Origin of the sequence: Nocardioides houyundeii (assembly GCF_002865585.1) — a bacterium.
Classification (GTDB): Bacteria; Actinomycetota; Actinomycetes; order Propionibacteriales; family Nocardioidaceae; genus Nocardioides; species Nocardioides houyundeii.
The window spans coordinates 3,559,886-3,580,643 of sequence record NZ_CP025581.1 but is presented as its reverse complement, the minus strand read 5'-3'; the positions used below and the strand labels follow the sequence as shown (position 1 = coordinate 3,580,643).

Below are 20,758 nucleotides of genomic sequence, written 5' to 3'. Positions count from 1 at the left end.
GCCCCGCGGTCAGCGGTCGTTGGCGGAGAAGTGCTGGTAGTCCTTCAGCGTGCGCCAGTTCCCGCCCCAGCCCCAGCCGATGCGGTCGAAGGCCCGGACCACCGGGCCGTGGGCGGTGATCACTCCGGGTCGGCGCCGGCCGCGGTCCAGGTAGCTGCGAGCCAGCTCGGGCAGCACCACCGCGCCCTTGGCGTACGGGTTCTGGAACGGGTTGAGGTCGATGGCCAGGCCGTAGGCGTGCTCGCTGTAGGAGCTCCCGCCGGTCACGGGCCGGCAGTTGAACGCCCCCGTGCCGTTGCCGTCCCCGGTCGGGTCAGCGTCCCTCTCCGCGCGGGTGGTGATCGCCAGCTGCTCCATCGGGAAGCGCGCCCGCCACAGGTCGCGGAAGACGCTGACCAGGTCGTCGGCCACGGCAGCGTTGACCAGCAGCTCACCGGTGTGCCGGGCGCCGTCGAAGCCGCGGAAGGTCAGCCGGATCCAGGCGAGGTCCTCGGCCGCGACCGGGCACGCGGGGTTCCAGGTGGAGCGGCCGATCACCTGGCTCGGAGCAGGCGACTCGACGACCGCCCGGAAGCCCCGCCCCGGGAGCGGGTCCAGGGTGTCGGGCAGCGTGAAGGCGCGCTCGCGCAGCCGCCGGGGGGTGCGCAGGGCGGCGATCGCTGCGGGGTCGTCCGTCGGCAGGACGCGGGTGCCCAGCCACGGCGGGGGCGTACGGCCCGGGGTGCTCGGGCGGGCGGCCGCAGTGGTCGGTGCGCTGTACGGGGTGCTCGGCGGCGAGGTGGACGGGCTGCACCCCGTCGTCAGGACGGTCGCCAGGACGGTGGTCAGGACGAGCACAGTGGTCCTGCAGGCGGTCACGGCGAAGCGGAGCGTCATGGGCGAGGATCCGTCCTGTCCGTGAACTGGTCGGTGGGTGCAGCAGTCATGGGAGGGGCGCGTCACCCGTGCCGGCTCCGGTGGCGCTTCGGACGAAGTCGCGGAGCAGGGCACGGCGTTGGTCATGCACGTCGTCGGGTTCCTGGTTGCTGGCCGCATACACATTGCTGACCGGTGACCAGGCCATGGACATCGCGATGACCAGGGCCATGATGTCGAACGGGTCGCCTGCCCGGACCCGTCCGGCGGCTTGGGCGGCCGCGATGGCCGCGAGCTTGCGGTCGTCGTACTGCTGGTGGGTCTCGACGAGGTGCCCGGTGGGCCGTCGCTCGAGCCGCGCCCACGTGGCCAGCCGGATGAGGTCGGGTCGGCGCAGGTACTCGTCGTAGAGACGAACGGCCCACTCCGCGAGGTCGTCGGCGTCGAGAGGCACGACGTTGGTGATGCGCTCCAGCGAGCTGAGGAAGATGGCGTCGAACAGTCGGTCCTTGTCCCCGAAGTAGGCGTAGAGCTGCGCCTTGTTGCTGCGCGCTGCCGTCACGATGCGTTCGATGCGCGCCCCGGCGATGCCGTGCTGCGCGAACTCTTCCGTGGCGGCCTCGAGGATGCGCTGGTAGGTCGCCGCGCCTCTGGAGGTCTGGGGCTGCTCCGGCATGCCACCAGTCTATCAAACAGAACGGTTGGTTTGCTCTGCCGCGAGAGGTGTGCCAGCATGAAGCAGACCGAACAGTCTGTTTAAGGAGTAGGTATGAGAACGTCCCTTGGTTGGCACGCGGCCGGCTCGGCGGAGCTGCGACGAACGACGCTGGAGCGACGGGAGCTCCGCCCCGATGACCTTGCGGTGCAGGTCGACTTCTGCGGGGTGTGCCACAGCGACCTCCACGCCCTGCAGCTCGACGACCCTGAGGCGAAGGCGCCTCTGGTGCCCGGGCATGAGTTCACCGGCGTGGTGACCGCAACCGGGCCGGAGGTCACCGCCTTCTCGGTCGGCGATCGGGTCGCGGTGGGCAACATCGTCGACTCCTGCGGCGAGTGCGCCATGTGCACCGCCGGGCAGGAGAACTTCTGCTACTCCTTCCCGACGCTGACCTACGGCGGTACCGACCGGCAGGACGGGTCGATCACCCTGGGCGGGTACTCCCGCGAGTACGTCGTGCGGGAAGCCTTCGCCTACCGCCTCCCCGCTGGCCTCGACCCGGCTGCGGCCGCCCCGCTGATGTGCGCCGGTGTCACGGTCTGGGAGCCCCTGCGCGCCCTCGGCGTCGGTCCCGGCAGCCGCGTCGCCATCGCTGGGCTCGGCGGCCTGGGCCACCTCGCCGTCAAGCTGGCCGTAGCGCTCGGCGCCGCGACGACCGTCATCAGCCGCACCCCGGACAAGCGCGACGACGCGCACCGGCTCGGCGCTGACGACCTGATCGACTCCACCGACGGCGAGCAGATGGCTGCGGCACGCGACACCTTCGACGTGGTCATCGACACCATCTCAGCCGCCCACGACCTGGCCCCGTACCTCAAGCTGGTGGCGATGGACGGCACCCTCAGCGTCGTCGGCTACCTCGGTCCCGTCACGCTCGAGACCACCGACCTGCTCATCGGTCGCAAGAGGCTCAGCTCCGCGGGCAGCGGAGGCCGTCGAGCGACAGCCGAGATGCTCCAGTTCTGCGCGGACAACGGCGTCGCTGCCGACATCGAGGTGCTGCCGTCGTCGCAGGTGAACACGGCTCTCGACCGGCTCCGGCGCAACGACGTTCGCTACCGTTTCGTGCTCGACATGTCCGACCTGGACGGAGGAGACGCGTGAACGCGCGGACTCAGTAGTACCAGGGGAACGGCGACCAGTCCGGCTCCCGCTTCTCCAGGAACTGGTCGCGACCCTCCTGCGCCTCGTCGGTCATGTAGGCCAGCCGCGTGGTCTCTCCCGCGAAGAGCTGCTGCCCGACGAGGCCGTCGTCGATCATGTTGAACGAGTACTTCAGCATCCGCTGCGAGGTCGGGGACTTGCCGTTGATCTTGCGGCCCCACTCCAGCGCCACCTTCTCCAGGTCGGCGTGCGGCACGACCCGGTTGACCGCGCCCATCTGGTGCATCTCCTGCGCGTCGTACTCGTCGGCGAGGAAGAAGATCTCGCGGGCGAACTTCTGCCCCACCTGGCGGGCCAGGTACGCCGACCCGAAGCCGCCGTCGAAGGAGCCCACGTCGGCGTCGGTCTGCTTGAAGCGCGCGTGCTCCGCGCTGGCCAGGGTGAGGTCGGCGACCACGTGCAGGGAGTGCCCGCCGCCGGCGGCCCAGCCCGGGACCACGCAGATCACGATCTTGGGCATGAAGCGGATCAGCCGCTGGCACTCCAGGATGTGCAGGCGGGCCAGCTTGGCCTTGTCGATCGGGTTGGGCGGGGCGCCGGCCTCGACGTGCCCGTCGGTCTCGTACTGGTAGCCGGCCTTGCCGCGGATCCGCTGGTCGCCGCCGGTGCAGAAGGCCCACTTGCCGTTCTTGTCGCTGGGGCCGTTGCCGGTCAGCAGCACGCAGCCCACGTCGCCGGAGGTGCGGGCGTGCTCCAGGGTGCGCAGCAGTTCGTCGACCGTGTGCGGACGGAACGCGTTGAGCACGTCGGGGCGGTCGAAGGCGATCCGGACCGTGCCGTGGGCCTTGGCCCGGTGGTAGGTCAGGTCGGTCAGGTCCTCGAAGCCGGGGACCGGGTCCCAGTCGCTCGGGTCGAAGATCTCGGAGACGCCATCGATCGCACTCATGGGCGTGAGGCTACCCGTGCTCGGCACCGCGAACGCCGGGGGTCTTGTGCCTCACCCGCGAGGGGAGTTTGCTGGCTCCATGGCGGACAGGACCGGCCAGCGAGCCACTCATCGGGCCACCCAGCACGACCTCTGCGTGGCCGAGCCCGACCGGGTCCGCAACGTCGTCCTGGTGGGACCGACCGCCGGCGGAAAGACCTCCCTGGTGGAGGCCCTGGCCCTGCACACCGGCGCCGTCACCCGCGCCGGCCGGGTGGAGGACGGCACCACCCTGTCGGACTTCGAGGAGTTCGAGCGGGTGCACCAGCGCTCGGCCGCGCTGTCCGTCGTACCGGTGGTGCACGGGGGCACCAAGATCAACCTCATCGACACCCCCGGGTACGCCGACTTCGCCGGGGAGGTGCGGGCCGGCCTCCGGGCCGCCGACGCGGCGCTCCTGGTGGTGCCGGCGAACGCGGCCACCGACGGCTCGCTGGACGAGGCCACGCGTCAGATGATGCGCGAGGGTGTCGAGGCGGCGGTGCCCTCGGCGGTCGTGGTGACCAAGCTCGACCACGCGCGCGCCGACCTCGACCTCGTGGTCGCGGCCGTGAGCGAGGAGCTCGGCGACCGGGTGCTGCCGCTCTTCGCGCTGACCACCGAGCACGCCGAGGTCACCGGGCTGACCCACCTGCTCGCCCACGAGGCCTCGTTCGAGGAGGCCCGGGCCGCGCACGCCCGCCTCGTCGAGGCGATCGTCGAGGAGGCCGAGGACGAGCAGCTGATGGACGACTACCTCGAGGGGGGCGAGGTCGGCGAGGAGGCCCTGGTCGCCGACGTCGCCGAGGCGATGCGGCACGGACTGTTCCACCCGGTGGTGCCGGTCTGCGCGGCCACCGGCGTCGGACTCACCGAGCTGCTGGACCTCGTGGTCGCCGGGTTCCCGGCACCCGCCACGCACCCCTCTCCGGAGGTGTTCACGCCCGCAGGGAAGACGGCCCCGCCGCTGACCGCCGACCCGTCCGGTCCCCTGGTCGCCCAGGTGATCGGGACCACCAGCGACCCCTACGTGGGGCGACTCAGCATGGTGCGGGTCTTCTCCGGCACGCTCCGTCCCGACCAGAGCCTGCACGTCTCCGGGCACGCCTCCTCCTTCTTCGGCGACGCCAGCGGCCATGAGGACCACGACGCCGACGAGCGGACGGGCGCGCTGTCCCATCCCTTCGGGGCTGCCCTGGTGCCGGCCCCCGAGCTCGTGGCCGGCGACATCGGGTGCGTGAGCCGGCTGACCACCGCGGAGACCGGGGACACCCTGAGCACCCCCGAGGAGCCCCGGGTCCTGAAGCCCTGGACGGCGCCGGACCCCCAGCTGCCGGTGGCGATCCAGGCCGCCACCCGCTCGGACGAGGAGAAGCTGTCCGGTGCGCTGGCCCGGCTCGCCGCCGAGGACCCCAGCCTGCGGGTGGAGCGCAACGCCGAGACCCACCAGGTGGTGCTGTGGGTGCTGGGTGAGGCCCACGCCGAGCTGGCGCTGGAGCGGCTGAGGTCACACGGGGTCGAGGTGGCGGTCAGCGACCTGGTCGTGCCGTTGCGCGAGCGGCTGACCGGGGCGGCCAAGGGGCACGGCCGGCACGTGAAGCAGTCCGGCGGCCACGGCCAGTACGCCGTCTGCGACGTCGAGGTCGAGCCGCTGCCCGGTGGCGCCGGGTTCGAGTTCGCCGACCGGGTCGTCGGCGGCGCGGTGCCGCGCCACTTCGTGGCCTCGGTGGAGAAGGGGGTGCGGGCCCAGATGGAGCTGGGGGTGCGGCTGGGCTACCCCTTGGTCGACCTGCGGGCCACCCTGACCGATGGCAAGGCGCACAGCGTGGACAGCTCGGACATGGCCTTCCAGGCTGCCGGCGCCCTGGCGCTGAAGGAGGCCGCGGAGAGCGTGGGCGTGGTGCTGCTCGAGCCCTACGACAAGGTCTCGGTGCTGGTCCAGGACGCCCTGGTGGGGGAGACCATGAGCGACCTGTCCGCCCGCCGGGGCCGCCTGCTCGGCACCGACCAGGTCGGGTCGGCCCGGACCCTGGTGCACGCCGTGGTGCCGCAGACCGAGCTGGTCCGCTACGCCGTCGACCTGCGTGCCGCCACCCACGGGGTCGGCACCTTCAGCCGGGAGTTCGCCCACTACGAGCCGATGCCCGAGGAGCTGGCGGCCAAGGTGCCCCGCCGTCCGCGCTGACGGGAACCGAGAGCACCATCTGCCGGGCCCGATCGGTGCTCCGGCTTCCCGTCACGGGCGTACGGCGGCCCGGCGCGACGCGAGCACGACCAGAGCCTCGGCTGCGGCCCGGCCCCCGCCGGCAGCCGCGAACGACGCTGCGATGCGTCCGGCCGCCGCCCCCAGGTCGGGGTCGGTGAGCACCAGCTGGATCGCCGACCTCAGCTCGTCGGGGCGCACCCGGGCGAACCGCACCCGCACCCCCGCACCGGCGGCCACCACCTGCTCGGCCACCACCGGCTGGTCGTCGCGGATCGGCGCCAGCACCAGCGGCAGACCCGCGGCCAGGGACTCGCAGACCGTGTTGTGCCCGGCGTGGGAGACCACGGCGTCCACCCGGCGCAGCAACGACAGCTGCGGCACCCGGGTCCGCACCAGCACGTTGGGCGGCGGGTCCGGCACCAGCTCGGCCGGTGCCACGAAGACCGCCTGCCACGGCTGGTCGCGGCACGCCTCGGCGGCCACCCGCCAGAAGCGGCCACCGGCGTCGGCGTTCAGGGTGCCGAGCGAGACCAGCACCGTGGGCAGCTCGGGGCGCAGCAGCTCCCAGGGGAAGTCGTCGGCCTCGGGCCGTCCCAGGGTGGCGGGGCCGACGAAGCAGACCGGCGTACTGATCGTCGGCGGACCGACCAGCGTCTGGGTGGTGTAGGCCAGCACCAGGTGCTCGGAGACCCGGAGGTCGCCGGAGGTCGCCACCTCCTCCGGTACGCCGTGCGCCAGCTGCAGCTCCACCCGCCGGGCGTGCATCTGCTCGGCGACCAGGGGCAGCGCGGACAGCGGGTCGACCAGCTCGGCGGACGTGGTCGCCGAGGTGGCCCACGGCAGTCCCCGGCGCCGGGCCACCACGGCCCCGGCGAGCGCCTGCTGGTCCACCACCAGCACGTCGGCGCCGAACGCGTCCACCGCCGCGTCGACCCCGTCGATCATCGCCTCGGCCAGTGGCAGCAGCACCTCCTCCTGGAGGAACTTGAACGCCGCCGCGCCCCGCAGGTCGGGGCGCCGCTCGCCGGCGCCCGCGACGTACTCGGCGACGTCGGTCGAGGTGGCCGGGAAGAACGTCGAGCCGGCCGGCAGCAGCGGGTCGACCAGGCCCGGCAGTCCGGTCCAGGCCACGTCGTGACCGCGGGTCATCAGGGCGGTGGCCACCGGGATGGTCGGGTTGACGTGCCCGGTGAAGGGCGGCACCACGAACAGGAAGCGCGTCACCCTCAGGCCCCTACCGGCGCTGTGGTGAAGGCCCCGATCCACTCCAGGGCGCGCTCGCGGACCAGCTCGCTGCGCTCGGTGAGCAGGGAGTGGGTGGTGCCCTCCACGATCTCCAGGCGACAGTCCGGCAGCTGGGTCTCCAGCTCCCGGGCCAGGTGCAGGATGTCGGACTCACTGCCGTACATCGCATGCACCGGGCACCCGATCTGGGGCAGGAAGCCGATCGGCTGCTCGGCCTTGAGGTCGTCGATCAGCGAGGTCTCCATCAGGAACCTCTCGCTGCGCCGCGCCACCCGGGTGAGCTTGCGGTCGGGGTTGGTCGCCATCCACTCCTGGACGGCGTCCTCGTCGAGGCCGAACGCGGCCAGCGCCAGGCTGCCGGCCATGTGCTCGGCCCAGCCCTCGACCGCGAAGTGCGCCTCGATGAGGAACAGGCTGGCCACCCGCTCGGGGTGCCGGTGCGCGAAGGCCAGCGCGACCACCCCGCCGAAGCTGTTGCCGAACAGGTGCACCGGCTCGTCGATGCCCCACAGGTCCAGCAGCGCCACCAGGTCGTCGACGTTGCAGGCCACCGAGTAGCCGGTCGGCGGCATCTCGCTGCGGCCGTGGCCGCGCAGGTCGAACAGGTGCACGTCGGAGCTCAGCGCCAGGGGGTGCGCGATCGTGTAGAACCAGCTCGACAGGTTGTCGATGACCAGCCCGTGCAGCATCACCACCGGGGGCCGGTGCGCACCCGACTCGGTGCCGTCGTCGTGGCGGATCACCTGCACGTGGAACGACAGACCGTTGGCCTCCACCTGGGGCATGGCGTCAGCTCCGGACCGAGGTGACGACGAAGTCGATGACCTGACCGACGCTCAGGCCCACGATCTCGTCGAGCTGCATGCCGGCCATCCAGGAGACGAAGTCGACCTTCTCGCCGTAGGTGGCGAGCAGCTGGTCGGCCAGCGCCACGAACTCGATGCTCTCCAGCTGCAGGTCGGCGTCGAAGGAGGTCTCCGGGGTCAGCGGCCCGTCGAGCAGCAGGTCGTCGCCGACCACCACGGTCAGGATCCGCTCCAGCTCGGCGAGCACGCTCTCGGGCGTGATCTGCGCGGTCTCAGTCATGGTGGGGTCCTCCGTCGGGTTGTGCGACAGGTTGTGCGACAGTCCAGGCAACGACGTACTCCTGCGGTGCGTGCGGCTCCGGGGCGGAGCTCGCGGGTGACATCTGGGGTGGATGGTGCAGCGAGGTGGTGGCGACCCACTGGTCGCCGACCTGCAGGTGTTCGCCAACGACCTGGACCACCTCGAAGTCACGGGGGCGGCCCTGGAGGCCGGTGCCGCGGCACTTCGCGGCGGCCTCCTTGGCGGCCCACCAGCGGGTCAGCTCGCGGTCGCGGTCCTCGGAGCGGACCAGCCGCTCGAACAGCGCGTGCTCGCTGCTGCTCAGCGAGGCCGACTCGAAGATCGAGGAGCGGGGCGCGACCAGCTCCACGTCGATCCCGACGTCTCGTCCCACGTCGGCCATCGCCACGCCCAGCCCCTGGCTGTGGGCGATGGACACCCGCACGTCGTCCGCGGCCGGCGTACGCACCACCGGCTGGCCGCTCTCGAGGTTGGCGACCGCCACCTCGACCGGGAACATCGGCCCCGCGCCACGGTCGGTGAGCAACCGGCGTACGGCGTCCTTGACCGCGATCCGGCCCAGCAGCCAGGTGCGCTGGGCGCGGGGGTTGCGGCCCTGGTACTCGGCGCGCTCGGCGGCGCCGAGGAAGCGGCGCATCACCACGTCGCGCGATGCCGAGTCCGGCCAGCCCTCGCGCACCAGCACCCAGCCGCCCGGCTGGGGCTCGGCCAGCAGCCGCTCGCTCGGCGTGCGCAGCAGCAGGAAGAGCCGGTCGTCGCTCTGGAAGCGGCGGTCCTCCCACCCGTCGATGCGGCACCACAGCACGCCGTCCACGGTGAGCTCGAGGTCGGCCCGGACCGTCTTGTCGGTCAGCTCGGTGCAGTTGACCACGCAGTGCACCGGGGTGCCCGGCACCGGGTGCGGGGAGAAGAACGAGATCCGGTCGATCGAGGTGGGCAGCACCAGGCGGTCCTTGTCGACCGCGGTCGCCATCCAGTAGCCGAACAGCTGACCGGCGTTGTCCAGCAGGGCGCCCGGCGCGCGCTGGCTCTCCAACCAGCCGCTGACCCCGTCGGTGCCGAAGACGTCCACCGACCGCAGCCCCTGGTACTCGGGTCCGTGGAACAGGTGCCCCTCGGCGTAGATGCGATCCACCGGCACCGGGATCTGCAGGCTCCCGTTGACCGGCCTGGCCGCCGGCGCCGGCGCGTCGGGGTGCCGGGGGCGAGGTGGACCACGGCGCGGGCGTGGCCGTCCACGCTGCAGCGCACCACTGTCGTACCGGGGGGAGCGGCGGCGGTCGCGGCGGCATCGATCGCGGCGCGCACGGTCACCTCCACCGCCGGCTCCACCGCGAGCCACTTGAACGCCCGCACCGACTCGATCACAGTCGTCACCGTGCCGGGCACCAGCGCCTCGGCCTCGTCGGAGGCCATCTGCAGGATCGCGGTCATCGGGACCAGCGGGAACTCGTCCTCCAGGCAGTCCCAGCCCGGCGGCTGCTTGTAGAACGCGTGGTCGCCCCACCACGGCTGGTCCGCGACCGAGAGGCGCAGCACGCTCTGCCGGCTGGTGGCCCCGGGGGCGGTGCGGGGGGCCGGGACCTGCGCGGCCGGGTTGTCGGAAACCCCGCCTAGGCGGGGTTCCCGACGGTTAGTGGCCTTTGCAACCCCCTCGAACCGAGGGGATACCCGCCTAGGCGGGGATTCCGCAGCCGCCTCGAGCACCTGCTGGGCGGCAGCCGCCGCCTCCCGCACAGCGGCCTGGAACTCGGTGAGGAGCGGCTCCGCCCCCGTCGGTACGACGGCTGGGGACGGCGCGCCGGCGGCCGGCAGGTCGAGCGGGGTCAGCCGCCGCACCAGCGGGGAGCCCATCGGCAGGGGCCGGGCGCCCTTGCTCGCCGGAGCGGAGGCCGGAGAGCCAGCCGTGGCAGGCGCAGCGGAGCCCCGGCGGCTCGCGAGGGCGTGACCCAGCGGCGCGAAGTCCACGCTCGCCCCGGCGCTCCACAGTGCGGCCGCGACCCGGCGCAGCTGGCCGACCCCGCTCTGCTTGGCGCTGTTGGCCGAGACCGTCAGCACGTCCTGCTCGCGCAGCGAGTCGTCGAGGAACCCGGTCAGGCTGCCGGTGCCGACCTGGATGAAGGCCCGCACCCCGGCGTCGTACAACGTGTGCGCGAGCTGGCGGAAGCGCACCGGCTCCACCAGGTGGCGCAGCGCAAGCTCGCCGATGGCGGCGGCGTCGTCGGGGTAGGGAGCCAGCGAGGTGGCCGACCACAGCGGCACCCGGGCGGGCACCAGGGGGAGGCTGCCGAACTGCTCGCGCATCGAGTCGATCAGCGGCGCGAAGAGCGGGGAGTGGAAGCCGGAGCGGAAGGGCAGCTCCTGGGCGAGCACCTTGCGGGCCCGGGCCCGGGCGGTCACCTGCTCGATCACCCCCGCGGGGGCGCAGACCACCGACTGGTGCGGGCAGTTGTCGTGGGAGACGTGGGCGTCGTCCAGCCCGGACACCAGCTCGGCGGCGACCTCGGCGCCGCAGCCCAGGGCCAGGAAGACCACGTCGGAGACGGAGATGGAGTCGGGACGCAGGTTGCCCAGGAAGTCGTCGATGTGCTCGGCGGGGATCATTCCGGACACGATCTGGCCGGTCCACTCGCCCAGGCTGTGCCCGGCCATCAGGTCGGGGCGGATCCCGAGGATCCCCAGCGCGTCGGAGAGCAGGCGACCGACGGCGACGATGCCGCGCCCCTGCTCCTGCAGGCCGCTGCCGCCGGAGAGCCCTTCCCACTCCAGGCCGAGCTGGGCGACGACGTCGTCGACCTTGGGGTCGAACTCCGGCTCCACGCCGGGGAAGAGGAAGCCCACCTTGCCGCCGTCGGTCAGCAGGCCGGTGGGGTCGAACCAGACGTCGTTGCGGCCCCGGAACGGCGTACCCCGCTCGAGCACCTTGCGGGCCAGGGTGAGGCGCCGCTCGTCGGGGGCGACGATGGCGAGCCGGGCGGGGCCGCCGGTGGGCACCGCGAAGTCGCCCGGCGTCCAGCCGTCGAGCCGGGCGAGCAGGTCGGCGGCGTCGCGGCCCGCGAGCAGCAGCACCTCCTCGGTCGCCGGCGGCACAGCCCGCGCCCCGACGTACGCCGGCTCGCCGCTGCTGCGGGCACCTGGCGTCTCGCCGAGCACCACGTGGGCGTTGATGCCGCCGAAGCCGAACGCGTTGACCCCGGCCAGCCGGGGGCCGGGGGACTCCCAGGGCTCGGCCCCCGCGATCAGCCGGAACCGGGTGTCCGCCAGTGCCTCGTGCGGCTCCTGGGCGTGCAGCGTGGGGGGCAGTACGCCGTGGTGCACGGCCAGCGCGGCCTTGATCAGTCCGGCGGCACCGGCCGCGGGCATGGCGTGCCCGATCATCGACTTCACCGACCCGAGTCCGGCCCGCGGCCGGGAGTCGGCGGCGCCGAAGACGGCGCGCAGGGTCTCCAGCTCGGTGCGGTCGCCCAGCGGGGTCGCGGTGCCGTGGGCCTCGATCAGGCCCACGTCGGCCGGGTCGAGCCCGCTGGCGCGCCACGCCGCCTCGACGGCGAGCACCTGGCCCTCGGGGCGGGGGCTCATCAGGGACGAGGCGCGGCCGTCGCTGGAGACCCCGGTGCCGCGGATCACCGCGTAGACCCGGTCGCCGTCGCGCTCGGCGTCGGCCAGTCGGCGCAGCGCCAGCAGCCCGGTGCCCTCCCCGATCAGGATGCCGTCGGCGGCGCCGCTGAAGGGCCGGATGCCGCCGCTGGGGGACAGGGCGCGGAGCTGGGAGAAGACGCTCCACAGGGTCAGGTCGTGGCAGTGGTGCACACCGCCGGCCAGCACCAGGTCCGAGCGCCCGGAGCGCAGCAGGTCCACGGCCTGGTCCACCGCGATCAGCGAGCTCGCGCAGGCGGCGTCCACGGTGTACGCCGGACCCTGGAAGTCGAAGCGGTTGGCGATCCGGGAGGCCGCGAGGTTGGGCACCAGCCCGATGGAGCTCTCGGGCCGCTCCGGGCCGAGGGAGTCCTGGAACTCCGCCTTCACCTGCGCCAGCCGCTCCTCCTCGATGCCGGGCACCAGGGTGCGCAGCACCTCCACCAGCTGCTGCGCGGTCCGGACCCGCTGGTCCAGGCGGGCGACACCGTCGCCGACGTACCCGCCGCGCCCGAGCAGCACCGCGACCCGGGTGGGGTCCAGCCGCTCGTGCACGTCTCCGGCGTCGGCCAGGCAGGCCGCGGCGGCCGAGAGCGCCAGCAGCTGGTCGGGCTCCGCTGCCTCCATCGCCACCGGCATGATGCCAAAGGCCAACGGGTCGAAGGTGGCCACGTCGTCGACGAAGCCGCCGCGCCGGGTGTAGAAGCGGTCCGCGCTCTTGGCGTCGGCGTCGAAGAAGACCGGGTCCCACCGCGAGGCCGGCGCGTCGGTGATCGAGTCCACCCCGCCCAGCACGTTGGACCAGTACGTCGACGCCTCGGCCGCACCGGGGAAGATGCCGGCGACGCCGACGATGGCGATGCCGTCGTCGGTGCCGTCGGGGCGTTGGGACAGCTCAGTCACGGCTGCGCGAGTCCTGGAGCAGCTCTTCACCCAGCGAGGAGTGGTCCACCGGCGGGGCGAACGCCTCGGGGTTGCCGCGCATCACCACCACCTGCGAGCCGCCGTGGCCTCCTGCCACCTCGTGCAGCAGCGCTCGCACCCCGTCGGTCGGGTCGACCAGGCCGATGCCGCGTCGGGCGTACTCCCGCTCCAGCTCGGCCGAGACCATCCCGCCGCCGGCCCACGGGCCCCAGTCCAGGCTCACCACGCGGCAGCCGTGGACGCCGTCGTGGGTCCGGGCCAGGGTGTCCAGGGCGTCGTTGGCCGAGGCGTAGTCGCACTGGCCCTTGTTGCCGAAGACCCCGCTGACGGAGCCGAACAGCACCACGAAGCGCATCCCCAGGTGCTGGCGCTCCAGGATGGCGCGCGCCCCGTCGACCTTGGTGCCGTAGACCCGGTCGAAGCCCTCGGCGGTCTTGTCGACGACCAGCCGGTCGTCCAGCACGCCGGCACCGTGGATGACGGCGTCGATCCGGCCGAACTGGGCGTGCAGCGCGTCGAGCAGCGCCCCGAACGCGGGTGAGCGGACGTCCATCGGGACGTAGTCGACCTCCGCGGCCACGCTCTTGAGCGTGGCCATGGTGGCGCGCATCTCGCGGGCCGCCTCGATCCGGGCACAGGCGGCCTCGATCTCGGCGGGTGTGCGGAGCTCGCCGATCTCCAGCAGCGCCCGGCGCAGGGACACGGTGTCCTGGGCGGCCGCGGTGCGCGGGTCCTCGTCCTCGGTCGGGAACGGCGAGCGCCCCACCAGCACCACCCGGCAGGGGGCGGTGCGGGCCAGGCCCTCGGCGACCCGGGCGGTGATGCCGCGGGCGCCTCCGGTGACCACGACGACCGACTCCGGGGTCAGGTCCAGGCTCGGGTAGCCGGCAGGCACCTCGCGCGGCGCCCGGACCACCCGGCTGGTCCGCTGGCCGCCGGCCCAGGAGACCGCCGCGGGGGCGTCCAGGTCGAGCAGCTCGTCGACCAGGGTGACCGCGAGCGGTGCCAGGTTGTGGATCAGGTCGTGCCGCAGGTCGGCGCTCTCGATCTCCACCGAGCGCAGCAGCACGTCGGTGCGCTCCCGGGCCAGCGCCCGCATCAGGCCCGGCACCCCGGTCGGGGTGCCGTCGGCGTGCAGCGGCACGGTGACCGCGAGCACCCGGCGTACCTTGCCGAGCAGGGCGGGTCGTACGGCGGCGAAGACGCCGCGGGCGTCCACCGAGGGGTCCCCGGCGGTGGCGGTCAGGTCGACCAGGGCGTCCACTCCGGAGAGCGCGTCGGCGTGCGAGGACGCGGCCGTGGCGGGCAGCCGCAGCACCCGGGCACCGCGCTCGGCCAGAGCGGCCTCGACGTGGCCGGTGAGCTGGGCGTGGCCCTCCAGCAGCGCCACCTCGGCGCCGCGCAGGTCACCGAGCGCCACCGTCGGCCCGAGGGGCTCGATGGCGACGTCGAAGAGCTGGGTGCCGGCCGGGAGGTCAACCTCCGGCTCGCTCACCGCAGCCGGCGCCGCAGGCGGGGCCGGAGCGGCGGGCGCTGCCGGCACCGCAGCCGGCGCCGCAGGCGGGGCCGGAGCGGCGGGCGCTGCCGGGGACGCCGCGACGGGCGCCGCGGTCACGCCCTCGATCCACTCCACGATTGCCCGCAGCGTCTTGTGGGTGGCCAGCTCCTCGACCACGCTCTCGTCGAGCTCCTCCGCACCACCGGTGGACAGGGCAGCCAGGCCGATCCGCTCGGCCAGCTCGCCGACGATCTCGATGCGCTTGATGGAGTCGATGCTCAGGTCGGCCTCGAGGTCGAGGTCGGGCTCCAGCATCTCGATCGGGTAGCCGGTGCGGTCGCTGACCACGCTCTGCACGGCGCGCAGCAGCTCCGCCCCGCTGAGGCTCGGGGTGGCCGGGGGCTCGGGCGCTGCGACAGCCGTCGCGGGTACGGCGACCGGTGCCGCGGCGGGTGCCGGAGTGGGGGCCGGAGCGGCGGGTACGGCGGCTGCGGGGGCGGACTGCAGGGCCTCGACCCACTCCACGATGGAGCGCAGCGTCTTGTGCCGGGAGAGCTCCTCGACAGCCGCCTCGTCCAGCCCGGACTCGTCCAGGCCGCCCAGGCCGATCCGCTCGGCGAGCTCGCCGACGATCTCGATGCGCTTGATGGAGTCGATGCTCAGGTCTGCCTCGAGGTCGAGGTCGGGCTCCAGCATCTCCACGGGGTAGCCGGTGCGGTCGCTGACAACCCCCTGCACCGTCCGCATCAGGGCGGCGCCGGAGAGCGCGGGGGCAGCCGGTGCCGGAACGGGGGCAGCCGGGACCGGGATCGGGGCAGCAGGGGCCGCGGGGGCCGGGGCCGCCGCGACCGGTGCGGGGTCCGGGACCGCCGTGGGCGCCGGCGCCGCCGGACCTGCGGCGGTGTCGGGATACCCGCCTAGGCGGGGTTCCCTACGGTTAGTGGCCTCTGCAACCCCCTCGAACCCGATGTTTCCCCGCCTAGGCGGGGTTTCCGCAGCCACCTGAAGCGCGGGGGCGGCGACCGGGGCCGCATAGCCGGTCTCGTCGAAGGCGCCGCTGACCGGGACGGTCGAGCCGAGGTAGCGCAGTACGACGTCCCGCTCGGCGGCCACGATCTGGCGCACGCTGCGCAGGTACTCGTGCACGATGCTGGTCGCACCGTCGCTGTGCTGGACCGGCGCGAGGGGAGCAGGTGCCGCGGCCACGGGCGCCTGCGGGACCGGGGTCGGCTGAGCAGGAGCGGACACCGGGACCGGAGCGGACACCGGGACCGCCTGGCTCGCCGCCGGGACCGCCGGGACCGCCGGGGTCGCCGGGGTCGCCCGGACCTCGGGGGCCACCGGGGTCGCGGGCTCGGCCTCTGGCCGGACGACGGGGCTGCTCGCTGCGTAGATCACAGGGTCTCCTTCGGGACCCCGGGGCGCGAGGTCGAGGGCCGGCATGGTGTTCGCCGGCTGGTAGCTGTTCGGGAGCGGGGTGCCGTCGGCACGGCGGACGAACGCGCCGTCCACGGTCCACGCCGGCGCGGCGACGGGCAGGGAGTGCAGGTCGAGCGGGGTGGCCCGACCGGCGAACAGGCCGGTGGGGTCCACGGGCACGCCGAGGGTGGCGAGCTCGGCCAGGGCGACCAGGAAGCGGCGCAGGCCGGGCTCTCCGCCGGACTCGCAGGCCACCACGTGGTGCGGCCGGTCGCCCAGGATCTTGGCGACCTGCTGGCTGAGCACGCGCCCGGGACCGGCTTCGACGAAGACCCGCACGCCGGCGGCGTACATCGACTCGACCTGGTCGACGAAGCGGACCCCAGCGGTGACCTGCTCGGTGAGCAGCCGCCGTACGGCGTCGGGGTCGTCGGCCGGGTAGGGCTCGGCGGTGGTGTTGGACCACACCGGGAACCGCGGGGCCGCGACGGGCAGGTCGGCCAGGCGCTCGCCGAGGATCTCGCCCGCAGCCGCCACCAGCGGGGAGTGGAAGGCGCACGCCACCGGGATGACCGTGGCGCGGACGCCGTCGGCGGCCAGGGCTGCGACGGCCTCGTGGACGGCCTCGGTGGGCCCGGAGACCACGACCTGCTTGGGTCCGTTGTGGTTGGCGACCACCAGGGTGGGCCAGGCGGCGAGCCGCTCGGTCACCTCGGCCAGCGGCAGCGCGATGGCGGCCATGGTGCCGGGGTCGCCCCCGGAGCGCTCGATGGCTCCGAGCACCGCACCGCCGCGGGCGGCGCTGAGCTCGAGCAGCGTGGCGTCGTCGAAGGACCCGGCGGCGGCCAGCGCGGCCAGCTCGCCGTAGCTGTGGCCCGCGGCCACGTCGGGCTCCACCCCGAAGCGGCGCAGCAGCCGGGTCATCGCCAGCGACGCGATGCCCAGTGTCGGCTGGGCGACGTCGGTGGCGGTGATCGCCGCCTGCTGGGCGGCCTTCTCCTCGCGGCTGAACGCGGTGGGCGGGAACATCGTGTCGGTCCAGCGCTCGCCCAGGCGCAGCAGGTCGTCGAGGCCTGAGAAGGTGACGAACAGGTCGTTGAGCATGCCCGGACGCTGGCTGCCCTGGCCGGGGTAGAGGAACCCGACCTTGGGCGCCTGCGACCCGGCCTCGGGGTCGGCGACGAAGACCCCGTGGCGGGCGTCGGTGCCGCCGGCCACGCGCCCCAGTCCGGTGGCGAGGTCATCGAGCGAGGAGGCCACCAGGGCGACCCGCACCGGACCGCGGCCGGAGCGGGAGACGGTCGCCGCCAGGTCGCGCAGCGGGTGGCGCTGGCCCTCGGGGTCCGACTCCAGGATCTGGGCCACCGTGCCGGCGAGCTCGGTGCAGGTGCGCGCGGCGTCCTCGGCGCTGGTGCCGCGCACCAGGAACAGCTCGTGCCCCCACTGCGTCAGCCCGTACGCCGGCCGGTCGCCCCCGTCGTAGGAGGAGACCAGGGCGTGGAAGTTGGTCCCGCCGAAGCCGAACGCGCTCACCCCGGCGCGGCGCTTCTCCGCCGGCCACGGACGAGCGGTGTCGTGGAAGCGGAACGGGCTGCGCTCGGCGTCGTAGTAGGGGTTGGGGTCGACCAGGTTGATCGTGGGCGGCAGCACCCCGTGGTGCACCGCCTTGGCGACCTTGATCAGGCCGGCCAGGCCCGCGGCGCACTTGGTGTGGCCGATCTGGGACTTCACCGAACCGAGCACCACCGACCCCGGTGCCACTCCGGCCTCGGCGAACAGCTCGGTCAAGGTGGCCATCTCGGTGCGGTCGCCGACCACGGTGCCGGTGCCGTGCGCCTCCACCAGCCCGACCTCGCCGATGTCGGTGCCGGCCTGGGCCAGGGCCCGGACCACCGCCCGCTGCTGGCCCTCCTTGCGCGGGGCGGTCAGGCCGAGGTGCCGCCCGTCGCTGGACCCGGCCACGGCGTCGATCACCGCGTAGATCCGGTCGCCGTCGCGCTCGGCGTCGACGCGGCGCTTGAGCACCACGCAGGCGATGCCCTCGCCCAGCGCGATGCCGTCGGCGCCGGCGTCGAAGGTCCGGCAGCGCCCGGTCGGGGACAGGGCGTGCACCGAGGAGAACATCAGGTAGTCGTTGAGGCCGTTGTGCAGGTCGGCGCCGCCGGCCAGGACCAGGTCGGACTGGCCGGTCACCAGCTCCTTGCAGGCCGCGTCCAGGGCGGCGAGCGAGCTGGCGCAGGCGGCGTCGACGGTGTAGTTGACCCCGCCGAGGTCGAGCCGGTTTGCGATGCGGCCGGCGATCACGTTGGCCAGCACGCCGGGGAAGGAGTCCTCGGTCAGGGTGGGCAGCCACTCGTCGAGCTCGGCCGGCACGGAGCCGAAGAGCTGCGGCAGGAACGCCCGGGCGCCGTACGCGCCGCCGAGCTCGTTGCCCGACTCGGCGCCGAAGATCACCGAGGCGCGCTCGCGGTCGAAGTGGCGTCGGGCGTAGCCGGCGTCGGTCAGCGCCCGCGAGGCGACCTCGAGGCTGAGCAGCTGGACCGGCTCGATGGCGGCCAGGGAGGCCGGCGGGATGCCGTAGGCCAGCGGGTTGAACCCGATGCGGCGCAGGAAGCCGCCCCACTTGGACGGGGTCTTGGCTCCGGCGTCCTTCGCGAACGCGTCGTCGCTGTAGTAGAGCTTGGTGTCCCAGCGCTCGGCTGAGACCTCGGTGACCTGGTCGGTGGCGGCCACGATCTGGGCCCAGAACTCCTCGGCGCCCACCGCGCCGGGGAAGAACGAGTCCATCCCGATGATCGCGACGTCGAGGGGGTGGCCCTGGGGCTCGTTGATCTCCAGCACCGGCGCGGCGTGCTCCCGCACCCACGCGGCACTGCCCTCGCTGACCTCGGCGTGCAGGGCGGCGACGGTGGTGACCTCGGAGCGCAGGGTGGCGACCTCGCCGATCATGTACATGCCTTCGGCCCGCTGCCGGTCCTCGGCCACGTGACCCAGCCCGGCCGCGCCGCGCTCCAGCCCCTTGGAGGCGATCCGCAGCCGGCCCAGGTTGAGCTGCTCCAGCTCGGCCCAGCGGGCGCCCGGCTCCACGCCGGCGGCCTCGAGCTCGGCCTTGCGGGAGGCGAAGGCTCGGACGAAGTCGGTCTCCACGCAGCGGGTGGCGTGCCCGGGCGCGGTCTCGAGCAGCACCGTGGTGTCGCACTCGAGGGCGACGTCCTGGAAGGCGGGCTGGATGGCCCCGCCCGCGACCGCCTCGGCGGTGAAGAGGTACGCCGTGCCCATGAGCACGCCGACCTGCGCACCCTTGGCGGCGAGCGGGGCCAGCGCGGCGGCGGCCATCGCGGCCGACCGAGCGTCGTGGATCCCGCCGGCGAGCATGACCTTGAGGCTCGCCGCGTCCTCGACCTCGAGCAGCCGCTCGATCTGGGCGTCCCAGAGGGCGAAGCTGGAGCGGGGACCGACGTGGCCGCCGCACTCGCGGCCCTCGAAGATGAAGGAGCGGGCGCCGTCCTTGAGGAAGCGGTCGAGCAGCCCGGGGGAGGGCACGTGCAGGTAGGTCGCGATGCCGGCCTCCTCCAGGGAGACGGCCTGGGACGGACGGCCGCCCGCGATCAGCGCCACCGGCGGAGCGATCTCGTGGACCACCGCCAGCTGCTCGGCGCGCAGCTCGGCGGGGACGAAGCCGAGGATGCCGACGCCCCAGGGGCGGTCGCCGAGCAGGTCCCGGGTCTCGGTGAGCAGCGCCCGGACCTCCTCGCCGGGCATCAGGGCGAGCGCCAGGAACGGCAGGCCGCCGCCCTCGGCGACCGAGGCGGCGAACGCGGCGCGGTCGCTGACCCGGGTCATCGGGCCCTGAGCGATCGGGTAGCGGGTGCCGTGGGCGGTGCTGACGCCGGCGCCGGGAGCCAACGGCGGGGCGGCGGCGGCCGCGGCGAGGTGGTCGGTGATGGCGGCGCGCAGCGCCTGGACCACGCCGCCGACGGTGTGGTGGCGCTCGGCGAGCCCGGCGGCGAAGCCGCTGTCCTGACCGAAAGGGACCAGCTGGGTGCGCAGGTCGGGGCCGAGCAGCGCCGCCACGGCGGCCCGGTCGGTGTCCGGCGCCAGGGAGTGCGCCGGGAGGTCGGGACGGGTGAAGAAGCGGATGCCGGCCACGACGCGGGTCTCGCTGCCGTCCATCGCGGCCAGCGCCTGGCGGGCGTCGTGGTCCAGGGAGGACTCGCGCAGCAGGCCCAGCTGGGTGTCCAGGAGGACGCCGGCGCCGCCGCCGGCGATCACCGCGGCGGCGGTGTGCAGCCCGATGCCGCCCCGGAGCCAGACCGGCACGCCCAGGTCCACGACCTGCTGGAAGAGCACGAAGGCCTCGGTGGGCCCGACGGCGCCGCCGGCCTCGGAGCCGGAGGCGAGGAGCCCGTGCACCCCGGCCGCGACGGCCGCCTCGGCCTCGGCCCGCGAGGTCACCTGCGCCACCACGCGTCGCGACCCCCCTGCCGACCAGGCGGCCACCAGGGCCGGGAGGTCCACGCCGGGGCGCATCGACAGGGCCAGCACCACCACCGGGAACCCGGCGTCGGACCCCAGGTCGGCAGCGTCGAGCTGCGGCCCCGGGCGCAGCCAGCAGCCGAGGGCGTCACGGCGGCCGAGGTCCACGCGGAGCCGGTCGAGCTGGCCGGAGTCGCGGACGTCGAGCAGTCCGGTGCCTCCGGCGCGCCCGGCCGCAGCGACCAGCGCAGGGTTCTCGACACCGCACGGATCTGCCGCGATGATCTGCTCGGCATCGTGCTTCTGGGCTGCATGCAGCATCGTCGTCGCTCCCTCGACTCGGCTGGTGACCGCCCCTCCCAGGACGTTGCGCTGGCAGCTCCGGTGTTGTTACCAGCCAGTCACCTTTCGATGTCCCGGAACCTTAAGTCGCTCGCAACCTACGCCACAGTAAGTGTGACGTAGGTCACATCTCATGTCTGGACAGCGGACTCCGGAGTGTCCGATTGACGGGACGAATCCGGTGACTCGACCTCGGGGGCCGTGACATGCTCGCCGCCAGTCCGGCGTGGGGAGCGCCGGTCTGTCACCCGCCGCCGGCGATCC

10 protein-coding genes and 1 pseudogene are annotated in these 20,758 nt (G+C 73.8%); 2 read left to right on the top strand and 9 right to left on the bottom strand.

Features of this window, described 5'->3' with window-relative positions; genetic code table 11:
* Window positions 1-9: 9 nt before the first annotated feature.
* Window positions 10-876, bottom strand: a complete 867-nt coding sequence (locus C0R66_RS17115) for a M15 family metallopeptidase (protein WP_101525715.1) — start codon at window positions 874-876, stop codon at window positions 10-12.
* 46 nt (window positions 877-922) lie between these two features.
* Window positions 923-1,531, bottom strand: a complete 609-nt coding sequence (locus C0R66_RS17110; RefSeq protein ID WP_101525714.1) for a TetR/AcrR family transcriptional regulator — start codon at window positions 1,529-1,531, stop codon at window positions 923-925.
* 93 nt (window positions 1,532-1,624) lie between these two features.
* Between C0R66_RS17110 and C0R66_RS17105 the strand changes: the two genes are divergently transcribed.
* Window positions 1,625-2,677 carry an NAD(P)-dependent alcohol dehydrogenase gene (locus C0R66_RS17105; protein WP_101525713.1) on the top strand — a complete coding sequence of 351 codons (1,053 nt, stop codon included), beginning with the start codon at window positions 1,625-1,627 and terminating at the stop codon, window positions 2,675-2,677.
* Window positions 2,678-2,687: 10 nt separating this feature from the next.
* Here C0R66_RS17105 and C0R66_RS17100 read toward each other — a convergent pair whose 3' ends face one another.
* Entirely contained in the window at window positions 2,688-3,623 is a 936-nt protein-coding gene (locus tag C0R66_RS17100; RefSeq protein WP_101525712.1) for a 1,4-dihydroxy-2-naphthoyl-CoA synthase, read from the bottom strand.
* A gap of 79 nt (window positions 3,624-3,702) precedes the next feature.
* Between C0R66_RS17100 and C0R66_RS17095 the strand changes: the two genes are divergently transcribed.
* The gene (locus tag C0R66_RS17095; RefSeq protein ID WP_101525711.1) at window positions 3,703-5,826 is read left to right on the top strand and encodes an elongation factor G-like protein EF-G2; all 2,124 of its coding nucleotides are present in this window, start codon (window positions 3,703-3,705) and stop codon (window positions 5,824-5,826) included.
* A gap of 51 nt (window positions 5,827-5,877) precedes the next feature.
* Here the strand turns inward: C0R66_RS17095 and C0R66_RS17090 are convergent, their stop codons facing one another.
* The 6 genes and pseudogenes from C0R66_RS17090 to C0R66_RS17065 all read right to left on the bottom strand — a co-directional run bounded on the left by C0R66_RS17090 (window position 5,878) and on the right by C0R66_RS17065 (window position 20,473).
* Window positions 5,878-7,071 (bottom strand): glycosyltransferase, encoded by a 1,194-nt coding sequence (locus C0R66_RS17090; RefSeq protein ID WP_101525710.1) that lies wholly within the window; start codon window positions 7,069-7,071, stop codon window positions 5,878-5,880.
* 2 nt (window positions 7,072-7,073) lie between these two features.
* Window positions 7,074-7,877, bottom strand: a complete 804-nt coding sequence (locus C0R66_RS17085; protein WP_101525709.1) for an alpha/beta fold hydrolase — start codon at window positions 7,875-7,877, stop codon at window positions 7,074-7,076.
* Window positions 7,878-7,881: 4 nt separating this feature from the next.
* Window positions 7,882-8,178 (bottom strand): acyl carrier protein, encoded by a 297-nt coding sequence (locus C0R66_RS18785; protein WP_158648097.1) that lies wholly within the window; start codon window positions 8,176-8,178, stop codon window positions 7,882-7,884.
* Window positions 8,171-9,271 carry a 4'-phosphopantetheinyl transferase superfamily protein gene (locus C0R66_RS17075; protein ID WP_422385602.1) on the bottom strand — a complete coding sequence of 367 codons (1,101 nt, stop codon included), beginning with the start codon at window positions 9,269-9,271 and terminating at the stop codon, window positions 8,171-8,173. Before C0R66_RS17075 ends, C0R66_RS18785 begins: the two co-directional genes overlap by 8 nt.
* Window positions 9,272-10,278: 1,007 nt before the next feature.
* Window positions 10,279-12,738: pseudogene (locus C0R66_RS19725) on the bottom strand (beta-ketoacyl synthase N-terminal-like domain-containing protein); the annotation flags it as partial.
* Window positions 12,731-20,473, bottom strand: a complete 7,743-nt coding sequence (locus C0R66_RS17065) for a type I polyketide synthase (RefSeq protein ID WP_101525706.1) — start codon at window positions 20,471-20,473, stop codon at window positions 12,731-12,733. The gene C0R66_RS17065 and the pseudogene C0R66_RS19725, both read right to left, overlap by 8 nt.
* Window positions 20,474-20,758: the final 285 nt, after the last annotated feature.